Below are 15,938 nucleotides of genomic sequence, written 5' to 3'. Positions count from 1 at the left end.
GGCGTCAGACCGCGCCGACGACCTCGATCGGGCCCGTCGTCGCGCCGCTGCGCTCGACCGGGATACGTCCGCCCATGCCGATCATCTCGAGCAGCTCGACGATGCTCGTCGACGGGTCGCGGAGCACCACGTCGCGGCCGTCCTCCTCGCCGAGCATGTAGAGCTGGATGATGAACGCGATGCCCGACGAGTCGATGAAGGTCACGTCGGCGACGTCCACCACCACGCGCCCGCGCGTGTCCAGCACGTACGACATCGCCTCGCTCGCGCGGTCGCGCAGCGCCGCGTCGATCTCTCCCCACATCGTCACGACCACGCCGCCGTCCGCCGGGGCGTAGACGATCCCGCTCGTCCGGTCGATCGCGCTGCCTGTGTCCACGGTTCCCGCTCACCGTCTCTCTCGAGTCGTCCTGCGTGCTGTCGGCCGCCCCTCCGGACAACGTCCGGCGGTGACGGCCTGTTCCCCGCGCGCCCCCGCGAGGCTCCGTACGGTCGCACGCGCCGCCGTCGGGCGACGGGTCGCGCCGGGCGACCGTGACCGGAGCAGAACGAGTCTGCACCCGACGCGCGGCGCACACCAGCCCCCGAGGGGGTGGTCCTCGACCTTTCTCCGAACCCACACAACCGCCGCGCCAGGTGCGGTCGAGGGCGCTACAGCGGCTCCGTGACGTCCGCGACCTGCGCGCCCAGCGCGCCGACGAGCGCGCGCCCGTCCACCGTCGCGGCGACGCCGTGCGCGCCGCCGCCGATCGAGACGAGGCGCGCCGCGGCGTCGGGCTCCGCGCCCTCGTCCCCCGCGACGTCGACCTCGTCGCCCGCCCCCGGTCCGGCCACGACCCGGACGTCGGCGACGACCGGCCAGGCGTGCGTCGAGCCGAACGGCGTGATCGTGCCGCGCTCGTAGCCCGTGACGTCGCGCGCGACCTCCTTGTCCGGCATCGACAGGCGCGAGACGCCGAGGAGCGAGCGCAGCTTGGGCCAGGAGATCTGGCGGTCACCCGGGACGAGCACGAACAGGTAGTCGTCCTCCGCACGCCGCACGACGATCGTCTTGAGGACGCGCGCCGGGTCCACGCCCCGGGCCGCGGCGGCCTCCTCGAGCGACCCCACCCGCCCGTGCCGCGTGACGGTGTAGTCGATGCCCGACGCCTCCAGCGCCGCGAGGGCGCGCTCGCTGCTCATGGCACCGACCCTAGTCGCCACGTCCGACGACCACCCCGCCGCGCTCGTGCGCCCGGTGGTCAGACGTCGTCGAACTCCGTGACGACCGTGCGCCAGTACTCGGCGCCGTCGCGCGTGCGGTGCACGAGGCCGGCGTCGACCATCGCGCGGCGCAGCGACACCGGGTCCGCCGCTCGGGCCGCGAGCCGCTTGGTCAGCGTGAGCTCGGTGACTGGCTCCTCCAGGGGCAGCACCTGCGCCGCGAGGAACCGCACCACGAGCTCGCGGTCGCGCAGGCGCTTGGGCGATCGCAGCAGGCGTCCGTCGACGAGGAACCGCTCGGGGCCCGTGGGCCGGGGCGTGGGCGCCGTCGCGAGGAGCGCCGAGAACCGCTCGGGCGCGGCGCGCAGGAACCCGCCCTCGTCGCGCACGACCACCCCGGCGGCGAGGAGCGGCGCGAGCCGCCGTCGCTCGTCGGCCGAGAGCACCGCCTCGGCGGGGCCCTCCGTCACGACGCGCGCGAGCACCTCCAGCCGACCCGCGTCCGCGAGCGACGCGACGACCTGCTTCCACGCGTTGTCCGGTGCCACGGCACCGGTCTGCTCGACGTCCACGCACCGACCCTAGGCACCCTCCGGCGCCGCGGGCCAGCGAGTTGTCGGCGCCCCACGGGTCGGGAGGCGCGTGGGGCCCCGACAGCTGCGGTGCTCACGCGAGGTGCACGACGTCGCCGGTCCAGCGCTGCCGCAGCCACCGGTCGTGCGACGCGACGACGACCGCGCCCGGCCACTCGTCGACGGCCTCCATGAGCTCCCCCGCGAGCGTGAGCGACACGTGGTTCGTCGGCTCGTCGAGGAGGAGCACGTCCGGCGCCTGCGTGACGAGCATGGCGAGGACGACGCGCCGCCGCTGGCCGACCGACAGCTCCGCGAGCGGGCGCCCGAGGTCGCGCGGCGCGAGGAGCCCGTGCGCGTCCACGGCCGCCTCGCGCGCGCCCGCACGGTCGGCCGGGTCCCAGCCCTGCGCGAGGGCGAGGAGCTCGCGCGGGGTCCGGTCGTCGTCGTGCAGGTGGACGTCCTGCTCCAGCAGCCCGACGCGCACCCCGCGCGCACGCCCGACCGTGCCCGCGTCGGGTGCCAGGTCGCCCGCGAGGACGTGCAGGAGCGTCGACTTCCCCGCGCCGTTGGCGCCCGTGACGAGCAGCCGCGTGCCGCGCGCGACCTCGATCGAGGGCACGCCCGACGCCGTCATGTCGAGCCGGTCGGCGCGCTCGCCGGGCGCGCCCGTACCCGCCGGCCGGTGCACGACGACGCCCCGCGCCCAGGCGACGACGTCGCCCCCGCCCGGGGCGAGGGCGCCATGGCCGCTCGGCCGGGCGAAGCGCAAGGGCGGCGGGGGCTTGCGCACCTGGTCGCGCTCGAGGGTGTCGAGCCGCAGCTGGGCGTTGCGCACGCGCCGCGACACCTGGCTCTGGACGCGCTCCCCCTTGAAGTCGTAGAGGATCTTCGCCTGGTTGCCACGCTCGCGGTTCTTCGAGACGTCGCGGGCGGTGACCGCGACGGACCGGCGCAGCTCGGCGAGCTCCGCCTGCTCGGCCTCGAACCGCTGCTCCCAGCGCGTGCGCTCGACGCGCTTCGCGCCGAGGTAGTCGCTGTACGTGCCCCCGTACAAGGTGGCCGCGCCACCGGGTCGCGACGCGCCGTCCGCGGCGCCTCGCAGCGGCTCGGCCACCGGGTCGAGGTCGAGGATCTCGGTGCACACCTCGTCGAGGAAGACCCGGTCGTGGCTCGCGAGCACGACGGCGCCCGGGAGAGCGCGCAGCGCCGCCGCGAGGAACTCGGCCGCGTCGTCGTCGAGGTGGTTCGTCGGCTCGTCGAGCAGCAGCGCGCCGGGTTGACGCACCAGCAGCGCGGCCAGGCCGAGCCGCGTCCGCTGACCGCCCGAGAGCGAGCCGACCGCGCGGCCGGCGACGCCGTCGACGTCAAGACCCAGGCCGGCGAGCGTGCGCGCTGCGCGCGCGTCGGCGTCCCACACGTCCGCGAGCTCGGCCCGGTCGAGGGCGCGCGCGTACACCGCGTCGGCGCCCGCGACGGGCCCCGCGGCGTCGGGACCCGCGAGGGCGAGCGCCGCCTCCTCGAGCTCGCGCTCGATCGCCCGGACGCGCGCCAGCGCGTCGTCGACGACCGCACGCACGGTCGTCGACGGCGGGTAGGGAAACTCCTGGTGCAGGAACCCGAGGTCGTCGGGCCGGGTCACGGCCCCGTCGTCGGGCACGAGCGTGCCCGCGAGCACGCGCAGCAGGGTGGACTTGCCGACGCCGTTCTCGCCGACGAGCCCGGTGCGGTGACCGGGGTCGACGGCGAGGTCGACGCCGCGCAGCACGGGGCGGCCCACGAAGGACACGCGGACGTCGGACGCACGGAGGACAGGGGTGGAACGGGCCATGGGGCGATCACCTACCAAGGTGCCCGGGTGGCACGCGCACGCGCGAGGAACAGCGCGGGGGCCACGACGACGGGCTCGACGGGACGGAGCGGTCGGGGCAGGTGAGGATCACATCGCTGACGAGGCTACGCGGCCGCCCGCCGCGGCGCACACGAATATCCGAGGTCCGCGGTCGGAGCGGCCGCCGCGAGCGCGACCGCCCTCTGCGCACGGGACACGACGACGTCGCGCGTCAGGGCGCGGTCGTCTCCGTCGCCTCCGCCGTGGGCTCCTCCGTCGGTGCGGACGTCGGCGCCACGGTCGGCTCCTGCGTCGGCTCGGGGTCGGGGGTCGGCTCCGGGTCGACCGGCGGCTCGGGGTCCACCGGGGGCTCGGGGTCGGCAGGCCCGGTCGAGACGACGATCGTCACCGTGCTCCCCTTCGCGAGCGCGGTGCCCGAGCCCGGGTTGACCGCGATCACGGTGCCCGCCGCGGCGGCGTCCTCCTGCGTCGTCACGCTGACCTTGAACCCCGCGTTCGCGAGCGCGGCCGCCGCCTGGGCCTGCGTCGTGCCGACGAGGCCTGCCGGCACGGCGACCTTCGCGGGCTCCTCCGGCTTCGGGGTGGTCGGCGTGGTGGGCGTCGTCGGCTTGGTGGGCGTGGTCGGCTTCGTGGGCTCGGGCGGCGTGGGCTTGGGCGCCGGGGCCGGGGCACCCGGGGTCGACGGCTTCTGCGGGGTCGTCGGGGCGGTGCCCTCGGACGGCGTGTACCGCGTCGGCATCTTGCCCGCGGCGAAGAACTCGAAGTGCCACGGCTCGGGCTTGGACCCGTTGGGCCGCGCCCAGGCGGGGTTGTCCCAGCCGTAGTCCGGGCCGTGCATGCGCATCCACACGTACTCCCGCGACGTCCCCGACGGGACGTTGCCGCCGACGTCGATCGCGAGGCCCCAACCGTGCTGGGACGTCCCCGGCACCGCGGCGAGGTACGGCTTGATGGCCTTGAGGCGCACCTGGTCGTCGTAGGGGCGGTACGCGTCGGTGATCTTGAGCGCGTACCCGAACTCCTTCTCGAACTCCGCGGCGAGCGCCTCGAGCTGCTCCGCCGCGTCGCAGCGCAGCGTCTTGCCCGGCGCGAAGTCGAGCGCGCACAGCGCCTCGGGAGGGATCCGCCCGTTCTGGTACTGCGCCGTCGAGCCGGCGTACTTCTCGACCACCTCGGCGAGCCGCTCCGCGAGGGTCGTGCCCGCGAGCGCCGTGGCCCCGGCCGCGGGGACGACACCGACGGGAGAGAAGTCCGTGCCGAGCAGGTCCGCGAGGTGGGTCGCCGAGACGACGACGTCATCGAGCGTCACGTCCCCGTGCGCGTGGTCGTCGTCCTCCGCGTGCGCACCGTCACCGCTGTCACCCGACGGGTCGTCCAGGTCTCCCGGGGTGCCGCCGAGCTCCCCCGGGGCGACGCCGTCGGGAGCGGGCACGGCGTCCTCGGGGAGCGTGCGGTCACCCCCGGAGCCCCCAGCGCCTCCGGCGCCGCCGGGCGCCGTCGGTCCTGTCGGGGCGTCGCTCGAGGGCGACGGGCTCGGCGAGCCGCTGGGGCTCGGCGACCCGCTCGGGCTCGGGGACGCGGTGGGGTCGGGGCTGCTCGTCGGGCTCGGGCTCGGTGCGGTGCGGACCGCCGACGTGCGCACCGCGTCCGTGTCGCCCGTCGCGCCCACGGACGCGGGCTGCTGCGCGGGGCCTCCGGGGGCCGTCGTCCCGCCCTCGTCGTCGCCCGGGTCGTCGGAACCCGTGCCCGGGTCGACGGGCTCCGGGAGGTCGGGCACCTCGGTGTCGTCGAGCGACTCGTCGAGGTCGAGCCCGCCGTCGGGGACCACCTGGACGGGCACGCGGCGTGCCGCGTCCTGCTGGGCGAGGTAGGTGGCGAGGAGCATCCCGAGCTCGGCGCGCGCCTGCTCCACGGGAGCCGTGACCTCGCCGTCGGCCAGCGCGTTCGCGGTCGCGAGGACCTCGATCGCGCCGTCGAGCTGCTGGTCCTCGTCGAGACCGGCACCGAGCGTGCTCGACAGCGCCGAGACCTGCGTCGCCGTCGCGGCCTCGGCGACGAAGAAGGACGCGCCGGGGCGGGGCTCGACGCTCCCCGCGAGCGCCGCGGCCAGCGTGATCGCGAGCGCCGAGGAGATGAGGACGTGAGAGACGGCGCGTGCGCGTCGCGCGAAGGTCGGGGACGGCGCGGCGCCGGGCGCGGCAGGCTCAGGCGTCTCGGGCACGTCGTCCGCCGCGCCCTCGTGCTCTGCCGTGGTGCTCACCGCTCACTCCCGTGCTTCGTGCCCTGCCACGGACCTGCGGTCCCGCACGCCGGTTCTGCGCGTCGTCGCGCCCGACGTCACGGCTGCGCACGCCCACCGGTCGGTGTGCTGCACGCCACAGTGCCCTCGTCCGCCTACCGTACACCGCCTCCACGAGGCTCTCACCCCTGTCTCATGTTCACGGAGGAGAATGCCGCCATGAGTTCACCGACGCGTCACCGCAGGTCAACGTCACGCTCGTTCGTGCTGGGCGCGGCGGTCGGCACGGCCCTCGTGCTCACCGGGTGCGCGGAGGACGGCTCCGTGAGCGTGCCGGAGTTCACCCTCACCGGGGACCAGGTCCAGCAGTTCCTCGACGACGCCCGGTCCCAGGCCGAGACCATCGGCGAGGACGTCCGCTCCCTCACCGACGACCTCGGCTCGCTGTCCGGCGAGGCCCGCACGCGTGCCGAGGATGCCGTCGCGGCGGCTCAGGAAGCCGCGGACGAGGCCCGCGCCGCGGCGGACGAGGCGGCCACGGCCACGGAGGACACCCGCGCCGAGGCCGAGCAGCGGCTCGCCGACGCGGAGACCGCGCTCGAGGACGCGTCGAACGAGCTCGACGCGGTCGCGGACTCCCTCTCCGGTGCCGACGCCGCCGTCCGGGACGGGATCGAGAGCCTGCGCACGCGTGTCGACGAGCTGCGTGCGGAGCTCGAGGGGTCGACCGGCTCCTGAGCCACCCGGCCGAAGGGCCCGGCGAGCGCTGCGTCTGCGTCCGCCCGCTGCGTCCCTGGACGCATCGTCCGGCCCGGGACGCATCGTTCGCGCGGGATCGCCCCGCTGACCGGTGACCTAGGTCCCCGTGGGCGGCGACCTTTGCCTGACGTCCACCCTTCCTTCACAGGGGTTTGCTTGGTCTCAGGAGCCCGACCGCACCGGCCGGGTCGATGAGAGGGGACACTGATGAAGGGGACGATCGAGCGGAACGCCAACGCGCCGCTCCCCACGGTCGAAGGCAACGAGCCGGAGACCCTCAGCCTCGCGGAGCGCGCTCCGCGACACACCCAGGTCGTCCTCGGCGTCCTGCGGATCGTGATCGGCTTCTACTTCCTCTGGGCGTTCCTGGACAAGACGTTCGGGCTCGGGTTCGCGACCCCCGCCGAGCGGTCGTGGATCAACGGGAACAGCCCGACCACCGGGTTCCTGTCGAACCTCGAGGGCACGTTCTCGGGCTTCTTCAGCGGCCTCGCCGGCAACGCGTTCATCGACGTGCTGTTCATGGTCGGCCTGCTCGGCATCGGGCTCGCCCTCATCCTGGGCATCGGCATGCGGGTCGCCTCGGTGAGCGGCACGCTCCTGCTCCTGCTCATGTACCTGGCCGAGCTCCCGCTCGTGACCAACCCGATCATCGACGACCACATCACCATGGCCCTGACGATCATCGCGCTCACGCTCCTCGGGGCAGGCAGCGTGCTCGGCCTCGGCAAGGCGTGGAAGAAGATCCCGTTCGTCCAGCGCAACGCCTGGCTGGTCTGACGGTTCCGACAGCCCGCCGTGTGCGGCGGGCCTACGGGGCGACCGATACCGCGCGACGATTCTGAGGCCGTCGCTGCAGGGAGTCGCTCCCGGGGGAAGAGGGACGTGCGGGCGGTGGGGAGACCACCCGCACGTCCCGCCCCTCCGCGCCCGGCAGGGCGACCGACGCTCGACGGAGCGGGTCGCCCGCCGGGCGCCTTTCTGTCGTGGCACCCGCGTCGCCGCGCCCCCGTGCTCAGCCGAAGCGCGCGAGCAGCTCTGCCGCCTGGGGGTCGCCCTGGGCGGCGGCCTCGCTCCAGAGCGTCATCGCCTCGGCGACCCGGCCGGCACGCAGCCGCAGGACGCCGAGGCCCGTGCGCGCGGTCGGCTCGCCCACGAGCGCCGCCTGCTCCAGCAGGTCCTCCGCGTCGAGGGCGCGGCCCGCACGCACGTAGAGGTCCGCCAGCGCCGCCGCGACGCGCGCCTCACCCGCCTCCGCCCAGCGCTCGAGGAGGGCCACGGCGTCGTCCCCCGCGAGGGCGCCGCTGCGCGCCAGCTCCACGGCGGCCTCCCAGCTCTCGCCCGACGTGGCGACGAGGAGGTCGGCGGCGGCGTCCTGCTCCCCCAGGTCGGACAGCACCTGCGCGAGCCGGACGGAGGCGCCCTCGACGTCCTGCGCCTGCTCGTACCACCGGCGGGCGGCGTGCAGGTCGCCGCGCTCGGACGCGACCTGCGCAGCCATGAACGCGCCGAGGACGTCGCCCGCGAGCCCCGCGAGCTCGAAGCAGCGGAACGCCTCGGCGGCGTCGCCCGCCTCGTGGTGGGCGACGCCCAGGCGGTACACGGCCCCCGGGACGCCGTGCTCGACGGCCGACTCGTAGAACGGCACGGCGGCGGCGGGACTGCCGAGGGCGCGCAGGTCGTCGGCGATGGCGACGAGCTCGGCGGGGTCGTCAGGGTGCAGGTGCCCGACGGCGGCCCGCAGGTCGGCGAGCACGGTCGCCGTGGCAGGCCCCGCGCCCTGGTCGGTGGTCGGCATGCGGCACCGCGTCCCTTCGGCCCCTGCGTCGACGGCCTCGGTCGGCTCGCGCCGGGCCGGGCGCGGCGGGCGACCGGCAGGACGGCGACGGACGTCCCGAGATGTGGACGCACGATAGCGCGGGGTGTCGCCCACGTCACTCCCCCTTGCCCCCGGGTGCCGCCCCGGGCCCCGCGTCTGGGAGACTGCGTCAGGTGAGCGGAACGACCGACCTGCCGACCGACGTCGGGCAACGCGTGCTGGACGCCGTCGTGGCGGTGACGAGCGACCTCGACCTCCCGCAGGTCCTGCGACGCATCGTCGAGGCGGCCATGGAGCTGACCGGTGCCCGGTACGGCGCGCTGGGCGTGCTCGACGCCTCGGGCCGCGAGCGTCTCGCCCAGTTCATCCCGCTCGGGCTCTCGGACGGCGAGGTCGCCGCGATCGACCACTGGCCGCACGGCGAGGGCCTGCTCGGGGAGCTCATCGACAACCCGGAGCCCATCCGTGTCCCGGAGATCGCCGACGACGTCCGCTCGGCCGGCTTCCCCGAGGGCCACCCACCGATGCACACGTTCCTCGGCGTCCCGGTCCGGGTGCGCGAGACGGTGTTCGGCAACCTCTACCTCACGGACAAGCGGGTGCCCGGGGCGGGCGGCGAGGACTCCACGACGGAGTTCACCGCCGAGGACGAGGCGGCCGTGATCGCGCTCGCCGCGGCCGCGGGCGTCGCGATCGAGAACGCGCGGCTCTACGGCCGCGCCAAGCAGGTGGGCGTGCTCGAGGACCGCGACCGCATCGCGCGCGACCTGCACGACGTCGTGATCCAGCGCCTGTTCGCGTCCGCGATGACGCTCATGAGCGTGCAGCCGCTCGTGGCCGACCCGAACGCGCGGACCCGGATCGAGGAGACCGTCTCCGACCTCGACGAGACGATCCGGCAGATCCGCTCGACGATCTTCGCCCTGCACACGGCGACCGACCCGGACGCGCCGTCGATCGAGGACCGGTTCCGCGCCCAGGCGGAGGCCGCGACGACGGTGCTCGGCTTCGCGCCGGAGGTGAGCGTGGAGGTCGCGGCCGAGGGGTCGGGCGCGGGCGTGTCCGACGGCGGCCCGAGCCTGCCGGCCGAGGTCGCCGACCAGCTCGTCGTCGTGCTCGGCGAGTCCCTGACCAACGTGGCGCGGCACGCGCAGGCGAGCCACGTCGTCGTGCACCTGTCCGTGACCGCGCACGAGGCGCGCCTCACGGTGACGGACGACGGCGTGGGCATCCAGCCCGGCGGGCGCCGCTCGGGGCTGCGGAACATGCAGGCGCGCGCGGCGGCGCTGGGCGGGTCGAGCACCGCGACCGCGCTGCCCGACGGCGGCACGCGGCTCGAGTGGTGGGTGCCGCTCGTCTGACCCGTCGCCCGGGCGGCCTCAGCGCAGTATCCGCCGCCCGGTGACGATGCGCGGGACGACCTTGATGACGCGGTCGCGCACGCCCGGCACGAACGTGACGAGCGGGAGGGCGAGCAGCCGTGCCCGCTCCACCGGCTCGGTGACCTCGAACGTGCGGCCCACGAGCACGACGGACCAGCCGGAGCGGGCCTCGGCGTCGAACTGGTCCACCTCGAAGGCGACGACGGCCCGGCTCGCGGCGACCGCGAGCTTGGAGCCCTCGGCGGTGCGGAAGACGACGTCCGGCCCGTCGAGGACGAAGTTCACCGGCTGGATCGCCGGCAGCGCGTGGTCGGTGTAGACGATCCTGCCCACGGGGACGGTCGCGAGGAGCGCGTAGCTCTCCTCCGGCGTGAGCTCCGCGAGCCCTGCCGAGGCGCGCGGACGCTCGGCCGTCAGGGCCCCCGCACCCGCCACCGGTGCCCCTGTCCCGGTCCGCTCGACTGTGTCCATCTCCACATCGTCGCGCCGCGGTGTCAGATCGGCGAGAGCCGAAGGTCCCGACGCCGCGCGGTCGCCCGGACCCCCGCCGTCGGCCACCGGTCCGTCCGGCGACGAGTCCTCGGGCCTCCCGGGACGCACGGGCCCGGTGCCGCCGTCAGGGACGGAAGGGCTGGCCACCGTGCTGCCGGTCCCCCGCCGGCGCGCCCGCGCCCGGGGTGCCGCCCTGGCGCGTCGCCTCCTCCTGGCGCATCTCGGTCGCGAGCACCGCGACCTGGGTGCGCCGCTGGAGACCGAGCGTCGCGAGGACGTGCGAGACGTAGTTCTTGACCGTCTTCTCCGCGAGGTAGAGGCGCTTGCCGATCTCGCGGTTCGTCAGGCCCTCCCCGATGAGCGCGACGATCTGACGCTCCTGCTGCGACAGGCCCTCGAGCCGGTCCGGCGTCTCGTCCGCGGCGTGGCGCAGGCGCTCGAGCACACGCGCGGTGCTCGCCGGGTCGAGCAGGGAGCCGCCCGCCGCGACGGTGCGGACCGCGCCGACGAGGTCGGAGCCGTGGATCTGCTTGAGCACGTACCCCGACGCCCCGGCGAGCACGGCCTGGAACAGCGCCTCGTCGTCGGCGAACGACGTCAGCATGAGGCAGCCGACCTCGGGGAGCTCGGAGCGCACCTCGCGGCACACCTCGACGCCGGAGCCGTCGGGCAGACGCACGTCGAGGATCGCGACGTCGGGTCGCGTCGCCTTGATGCGCGCGAGCGCGGAGGCGGCGGTGCCGGCCTCGCCGACGACGGTGATGTCACCGGCCGCCTCGAGCAGCGCGGCCACGCCGCGCCGGACCACCTCGTGGTCGTCGAGCAGGAACACACGGATCGGGTGGGGAGAGCCCATGCCCACAACGTAGCCCGTCAGGGGCGGATTCTCGCGCGCGCGAAGGTCTGACGCCGCAGGTGCGGGACCTTCGTCCCACGACCTGGAGCCGTGGGTCCCCGCGTGCGGGGGCGGTCGCAGGGTGCGTGCGCCCGGCCTCGCGGGGTATCCAGGAGGTGTGCAGGCGGCGGGAGGACGTCCGCCGCGAAGGGGACGAGGGACCGAGGTGGGAACCGTGAGCGGATCGACGCAGCAGGTCGTGCTGGTCGGTGTGGACGGCAGCGCGACGAGCGGCAAGGCCCTGGACTGGGCCGTGCACGAGGCGGCCCGGCGCGGCGCCCAGCTCCGCGTGCTGCACGTCGCCTACGTGCCGGTGGTCGCGACGCCGTTCGTCGGAGGCGCGTACTACCCGAGCGTGGAGGAGCTGGGCGAGATCGCCGGACCCATCCTGTCGGCCGCCGCCGAGCGCGCCGCGCACATCGACCCCACGGTGCCCGTGCGCACCACGCTGCGGTCCGGCCCGCCCGCGGAGGCGCTGCTCGACGAGGCCAAGGACGCCGACCTCGTCGTGGTCGGCTCGCGCGGCCTGGGCTCGGTCGGCTCCATGTTCTTCGGCTCCGTCGGGACGCGGCTCGCCGCGCGCTCGCCCGTGCCGGTCGTCGTCGTGCCGCCGGTCGTGGACCGGGCCGAGCGGACGACGGACGTCGTAGTCGGCGTCGACGGGTCCGTGCACGGCGACGCGGCGCTGCGGTTCGCGCTCGACGAGGCGGCCCGCACCCGGTCGCGCGTCGTCGCGGTGTGCGCCTGGCGGCTGCCCGTGGGGCCGCTGTGGGAGGAGAACCCGTCGTTCTACACCGCGGCCGAGCGCGACGCGCGGGCCGAGGCGTCGCGCACCGTCGAGGCGGCGCTCGCGCGCGTGCGGGCCGCCGAGCACGACGACGTCCTCGTCGAGACGTTCGTGGTGGACCGCGAGCCGTCCGTCGCGATCCGGGAGGCCGCGGCGGGAGCCGCCCTGACCGTCGTCGGCTCGCGCGGCCGGGGTGACCTGCGCGGCATGGTCCTGGGTTCCGTGAGCCAGCAGGTGCTGCACCACGCGACGCACCCGGTCGCCGTCGTGCACGCCGAGAAGGCGTAGCCCGCCACGGCGGTCACCACGCACGGCACGGACAGGTGGTGGTGCGCCCGCTGCCGGACGGGCACACCACCCCTGAGAAGCGGGGCGGCATCGGCCGCCGCCCCACGTGGCGACCCGGAGGCGCCGGGCGAGACGGTGTCGGACCCCCGTCTCGCCCGGCGTTCGGGTCACGTCAGCCGCAGGACCGCGCGGCGTACTCGACCGTGACCGTGTCCGTCACGCCGTCGACGTCCGTCACGGTGACGGTCACCTCGCCGGCCTCGATCTCCGTGGTCCGAGCGTTGAACGACTGGTAGGCGTTCTTGCCCGGGGCCACGTCCGCGAAGGTCTTGGCGCCGAACGGCGTCTCGATCGCGATGTCGAGCGTGGAGTCGTCCGCGTTGAGCGCACGGACCGCGACGTAGGTCTTGCCGGCCAGGCAGCGCGGCTCGACCGTCACGTCGACCTCCGGGGTGTCCGCACCGGCGGGGATGCCGGTGAGGTACTCGAAGCCCTCGACGGAGAACACGTCGTTCGCCGGCGAGCCGTCGTACTCCATGACGAAGTACGCCACGTCCGCGTCGAGACCGGCCCGCAGGATGTCCTGCAGCGGCATGTCGCCCTCACCGAGGTTGGTGAACGTCGGACGCCCACCCGCGTTGAGGTTGGTCGCGTCCTTGATGTGCAGGAGCTCGATGCGGTCCGCGTACTCGTCGATCAGCGCCGGCACGTCCACGCCGGCGTTCGCCGCCCAGGCCGTGTCCAGCTCGAAGGCGACGTACTCGGGGTTCGTCTCCGCCACGAGGATCTCCCACGCGGAGGTCAGCTCACCCTTGTACTCGTACTTGGTGGTGAACTCCTGGTCGTGGTTGTGACCGAACAGCTTGCCGGTGCCGTTCGCGACCGAACGCGCGCCGAGACGGTCCATGGCGTCGGCCGTGGCCAGCACGTTCTCCAGGCCCCCACCGATACCCGGGGACGGGAAGCCGCCCGAGCCCACGTACTCCTGGCCCATCGTCTTGACGTACGCGAGCGTCGCGTCGAAGGTGCCCTCGTTCACGGTGTAGTGCGACGACGGGACACGAAGACCGGCAGCGTCGAACTGGGCGCGAGCCTGCTCCGCCGTGAGGCCGGCGTAGTTCGACCCGAAGGGCTCGACGTTCTGGAAGCCGATCTCGCCCAGGCGGTCGTAGACGCCCTCCCAGCCGATCTGGCGGCTCCACGAGCTGAGCGAGAACAGCTGCATCGACACCTTGTCCACAGGGATGGTGACCGGCTCGGTCGGCTCCTCCGAGCCGCCCGCGGCCTCACCGGTGAGGTACTCGAACCCGGTCGTGGCGAAGGACTCGCCGTCGGCGGCCATGTCGTACTCCATGACGTAGTACGCGACGCCCGCCTCCTGACCGGCGGCCAGGATCTCCTGCAGCGGCATGTCGCCGTCACCGAGGTTGGTGAAGGTCGGGCGACCACCGGCGTTGAGGTTGACGGCGTCCTTGATGTGCATGAGCTCGATGCGGTCGCCGTACTGCTCGATGAGCGCCGGGACGTCGACGCCCGCGTGGGCGGCCCACGCCGTGTCGAGCTCGAAGGTCACGAACTCGGGGTCCGTCTCCGCCACGAGGATCTCCCACGCCGAGGTGAGCTCACCGTCGTACTCGTACTTGGTGGTGAACTCCTGGTCGTGGTTGTGGCCGAACACCTTGCCGACGCCGGCCTCCACGGAGCGCTGACCGAGGCGGTTCATCGTCTCGGCCGTGGCGAGCGTGTTCTCCAGGCTGCCGATCCCCGGGCTGGGGAAGCCGCCGGAGCCCACGTACTTCTGCCCCACCGTGGCCACGTAGTCGAGCGTGTCGTCGAAGGTCGCCTCGCCCACGTTGTAGTGCGAGGACGGCACGCTCAGGCCCGCGGAGTCCGCCTGCGCGCGGAACTGCTCCGCCGTCAGGCCGGAGTAGTTGCCGCCGAAGGGCTCGATGTTCTGGAGCCCGATCTCGCCGAGGCGGTCGAGCACGGCCGGCTGGCCGTCGGCGGTGACCCAGGGGATCAGCGAGAACATCTGGAGCGAGACCTGGTCCGCCGGGATGATGACGGACTTCCCGAAGAACACGTTGTCGACGTCGACGCCGCCCGTGCTCGTCACGACGACCTTGCCCGAGCCCTCCGGCACGCTGGTGAGCGTCCGGGTGACGTCGGTCCAGCCCTCGCTGGCGAAGCGGAGCTCGGCGAGCGACTCGTCGGTCGTGCCGTCGGCGCCCTCCCAGCCCAGCGTGACGGTGCCCTCGCCGCGACCGAGGACGGTCACGCGGTTGATGGCCTCGCCCGAGGGGGCGTGCTCGAAGGCCACGGGCTCGTAGGCGAACGAGTCGCCCGCGTCGAGCGACGTGACGTAGCCACCGGCGTCGGCGGTCTCGTCGGCGACGACCTCGACGCCCTCGGCCTCGTCGTACCACTCGGCCTGCTGCTCCTCGGGCTTGAAGATGCGCGTGAGCTCACCGGTCGTCGCAGGAACCTCGCCCTGCGCCTTGTCCGTGTAGGTGACGACGAGCGTGCCGAAGATCTTCTCGCCCTCACCGTGCTCCACGGCGTCCGCGTTGGTCTGGATCGTGATGCCGCATCCGTCTGCCGTCGCAGCCGCCGTCCCGGTGACCTCCGGGTGGGCGTGGGTGTTGTGGCCGAGGCCGAACGTGAACTTCACGTCGGTGCACGTGACCTCGTCGCCGTCCTCGGCGTCGTGCACGGAGACGCCCAGCTCGAGCTTGTCGCCCCAGTCGAAGATCGCCCCGTCCGCGACGTCGACGCTGATCTCGGGCGCCGTGTTGCCGACGGTGATCTGCTTCGTCGAGAGCGTGAACAGACCCTCGGGGTCCGTGACCCGCAGGATGACGTCGTACTGCCCGAGCTCGGTGAACTCGTGCGTGACCTTCACGCCGGTGGCGTCGGTCTGGCCGTCACCGTCGAAGTCCCACTCGTAGGTGAGCTCGGCGCCCTCGGGGTCGCTCGACCGCGAGGCGTCGAACGTGACCTCGAGCGGGGCCTCGCTGCTGGAGATCGCGCTGGCGGTGAACGACGCCTGCGGGTGCTGGTTGCCCTCGCTGTAGGACACGCGGTACAGGCCTGCGTCCGGGTTCTGGCGGAAGAAGCCGTCCCCGTACTCGAGGACGTACAGGTTGCCGTCCGGACCGAACTCGAAGTCCATGACGTTGTCCCAGATGGGCTGGGCGGCGCTCGTGAGGTGCGCGTTCGGCAGGAAGTCCTCCACGGCCGTCACCACGCCGTCGCTGCTCAGCTCGTCGAGCGTGAACGCGGCGACGTAGTCCTGGGAGAACTCCGCCAGGAACGGCTTGCCGTCCCAGTACGCGGGGAACTTGCCCGGTGCGTCCGGGTAGTCGGCCGAGCGGTAGATCGGTCCGCCCATCGGGGCCTGACCGGTGCCGCCCCACTCGGTCAGCGGGTCGAGCACCTCGGGCTGGTCGCCGGCCTTGTCGCCGTAGTAGACCTGCGGCGCGGTCGCCGGCGGCAGCACCTCCAGGCCGGTGTTCCACGTCGAGTTGTTGACGGCACCGGCGTCGCAGTCGAAGAAGTCGCCCGGCGTCGACGTCGCGTAGTCCCACTCGTTGTAGTTCGCGTTGGGACCGTGGCAGTACGGCCAGCCGCCGTTCATCGGCTCCGTCGTC

Annotated in this window: 13 protein-coding genes; 4 read left to right on the top strand and 9 right to left on the bottom strand. The window is 74.1% G+C overall.

Annotated elements, in window-relative coordinates:
- Nucleotides 1–4: 4 nt before the first annotated feature.
- The 5 genes from AC6CH9_RS17285 to AC6CH9_RS17265 form a co-directional block, all read right to left on the bottom strand.
- On the bottom strand, nt 5–379 hold the full coding sequence (locus AC6CH9_RS17285; RefSeq protein ID WP_231581660.1) for an STAS domain-containing protein: 375 nt from the start codon (nt 377–379) through the stop codon (nt 5–7).
- Between the two features lie 272 nt (nt 380–651).
- Nucleotides 652–1,182, bottom strand: coding sequence for an aminoacyl-tRNA deacylase (locus AC6CH9_RS17280; RefSeq protein ID WP_498156003.1), 531 nt, complete (start codon nt 1,180–1,182; stop codon nt 652–654).
- 59 nt (nt 1,183–1,241) lie between these two features.
- The gene (locus AC6CH9_RS17275; RefSeq protein WP_498156002.1) at nt 1,242–1,775 is read right to left on the bottom strand and encodes a DUF2087 domain-containing protein; all 534 of its coding nucleotides are present in this window, start codon (nt 1,773–1,775) and stop codon (nt 1,242–1,244) included.
- A gap of 94 nt (nt 1,776–1,869) precedes the next feature.
- The gene (locus AC6CH9_RS17270) at nt 1,870–3,606 is read right to left on the bottom strand and encodes an ABC-F family ATP-binding cassette domain-containing protein (protein WP_498156001.1); all 1,737 of its coding nucleotides are present in this window, start codon (nt 3,604–3,606) and stop codon (nt 1,870–1,872) included.
- Nucleotides 3,607–3,838: 232 nt separating this feature from the next.
- Nucleotides 3,839–5,887: a M15 family metallopeptidase gene (locus AC6CH9_RS17265; protein WP_498156000.1), complete on the bottom strand. Its 2,049-nt coding sequence runs from the start codon at nt 5,885–5,887 to the stop codon at nt 3,839–3,841.
- Between the two features lie 198 nt (nt 5,888–6,085).
- Here AC6CH9_RS17265 and AC6CH9_RS17260 point away from each other — a divergent pair, with 198 nt between their 5' ends.
- Both AC6CH9_RS17260 and AC6CH9_RS17255 read left to right on the top strand, forming a co-directional pair.
- Nucleotides 6,086–6,604, top strand: a complete 519-nt coding sequence (locus AC6CH9_RS17260) for a hypothetical protein (protein WP_498155999.1) — start codon at nt 6,086–6,088, stop codon at nt 6,602–6,604.
- 228 nt (nt 6,605–6,832) lie between these two features.
- Nucleotides 6,833–7,405 carry a hypothetical protein gene (locus AC6CH9_RS17255; protein ID WP_498155998.1) on the top strand — a complete coding sequence of 191 codons (573 nt, stop codon included), beginning with the start codon at nt 6,833–6,835 and terminating at the stop codon, nt 7,403–7,405.
- Between the two features lie 235 nt (nt 7,406–7,640).
- Here the strand turns inward: AC6CH9_RS17255 and AC6CH9_RS17250 are convergent, their stop codons facing one another.
- The gene (locus AC6CH9_RS17250; protein ID WP_498155997.1) at nt 7,641–8,423 is read right to left on the bottom strand and encodes a tetratricopeptide repeat protein; all 783 of its coding nucleotides are present in this window, start codon (nt 8,421–8,423) and stop codon (nt 7,641–7,643) included.
- A 194-nt stretch (nt 8,424–8,617) separates the two neighbouring features.
- On the opposite strand from AC6CH9_RS17250, the gene AC6CH9_RS17245 reads away from it, so the two are divergent.
- Nucleotides 8,618–9,805: a GAF domain-containing sensor histidine kinase gene (locus AC6CH9_RS17245; protein WP_498155996.1), complete on the top strand. Its 1,188-nt coding sequence runs from the start codon at nt 8,618–8,620 to the stop codon at nt 9,803–9,805.
- A gap of 18 nt (nt 9,806–9,823) precedes the next feature.
- On the opposite strand, the gene AC6CH9_RS17240 is transcribed toward AC6CH9_RS17245, so the two are convergent.
- Together AC6CH9_RS17240 and AC6CH9_RS17235 are read right to left on the bottom strand one after the other, a co-directional pair.
- A complete protein-coding gene (locus AC6CH9_RS17240) occupies nt 9,824–10,297 on the bottom strand; it encodes a pyridoxamine 5'-phosphate oxidase family protein (protein ID WP_498155995.1) in 474 nt (157 codons plus the stop codon).
- A gap of 145 nt (nt 10,298–10,442) precedes the next feature.
- Nucleotides 10,443–11,174, bottom strand: a complete 732-nt coding sequence (locus AC6CH9_RS17235) for a response regulator (RefSeq protein ID WP_498155994.1) — start codon at nt 11,172–11,174, stop codon at nt 10,443–10,445.
- 214 nt (nt 11,175–11,388) lie between these two features.
- Between AC6CH9_RS17235 and AC6CH9_RS17230 the strand changes: the two genes are divergently transcribed.
- On the top strand, nt 11,389–12,288 hold the full coding sequence (locus AC6CH9_RS17230; RefSeq protein ID WP_498155993.1) for a universal stress protein: 900 nt from the start codon (nt 11,389–11,391) through the stop codon (nt 12,286–12,288).
- 172 nt (nt 12,289–12,460) lie between these two features.
- On the opposite strand, the gene AC6CH9_RS17225 is transcribed toward AC6CH9_RS17230, so the two are convergent.
- Nucleotides 12,461–15,938: TIM barrel protein (locus AC6CH9_RS17225; protein ID WP_498155992.1), on the bottom strand; the 3,478-nt coding region annotated here is incomplete at its 5' end.

It is taken from the genome of Cellulosimicrobium sp. GQ32, from assembly GCF_059758455.1.
Note: the sequence above shows the minus strand (reverse complement) of the source record. Positions and strands in the feature narration are given on the sequence as shown.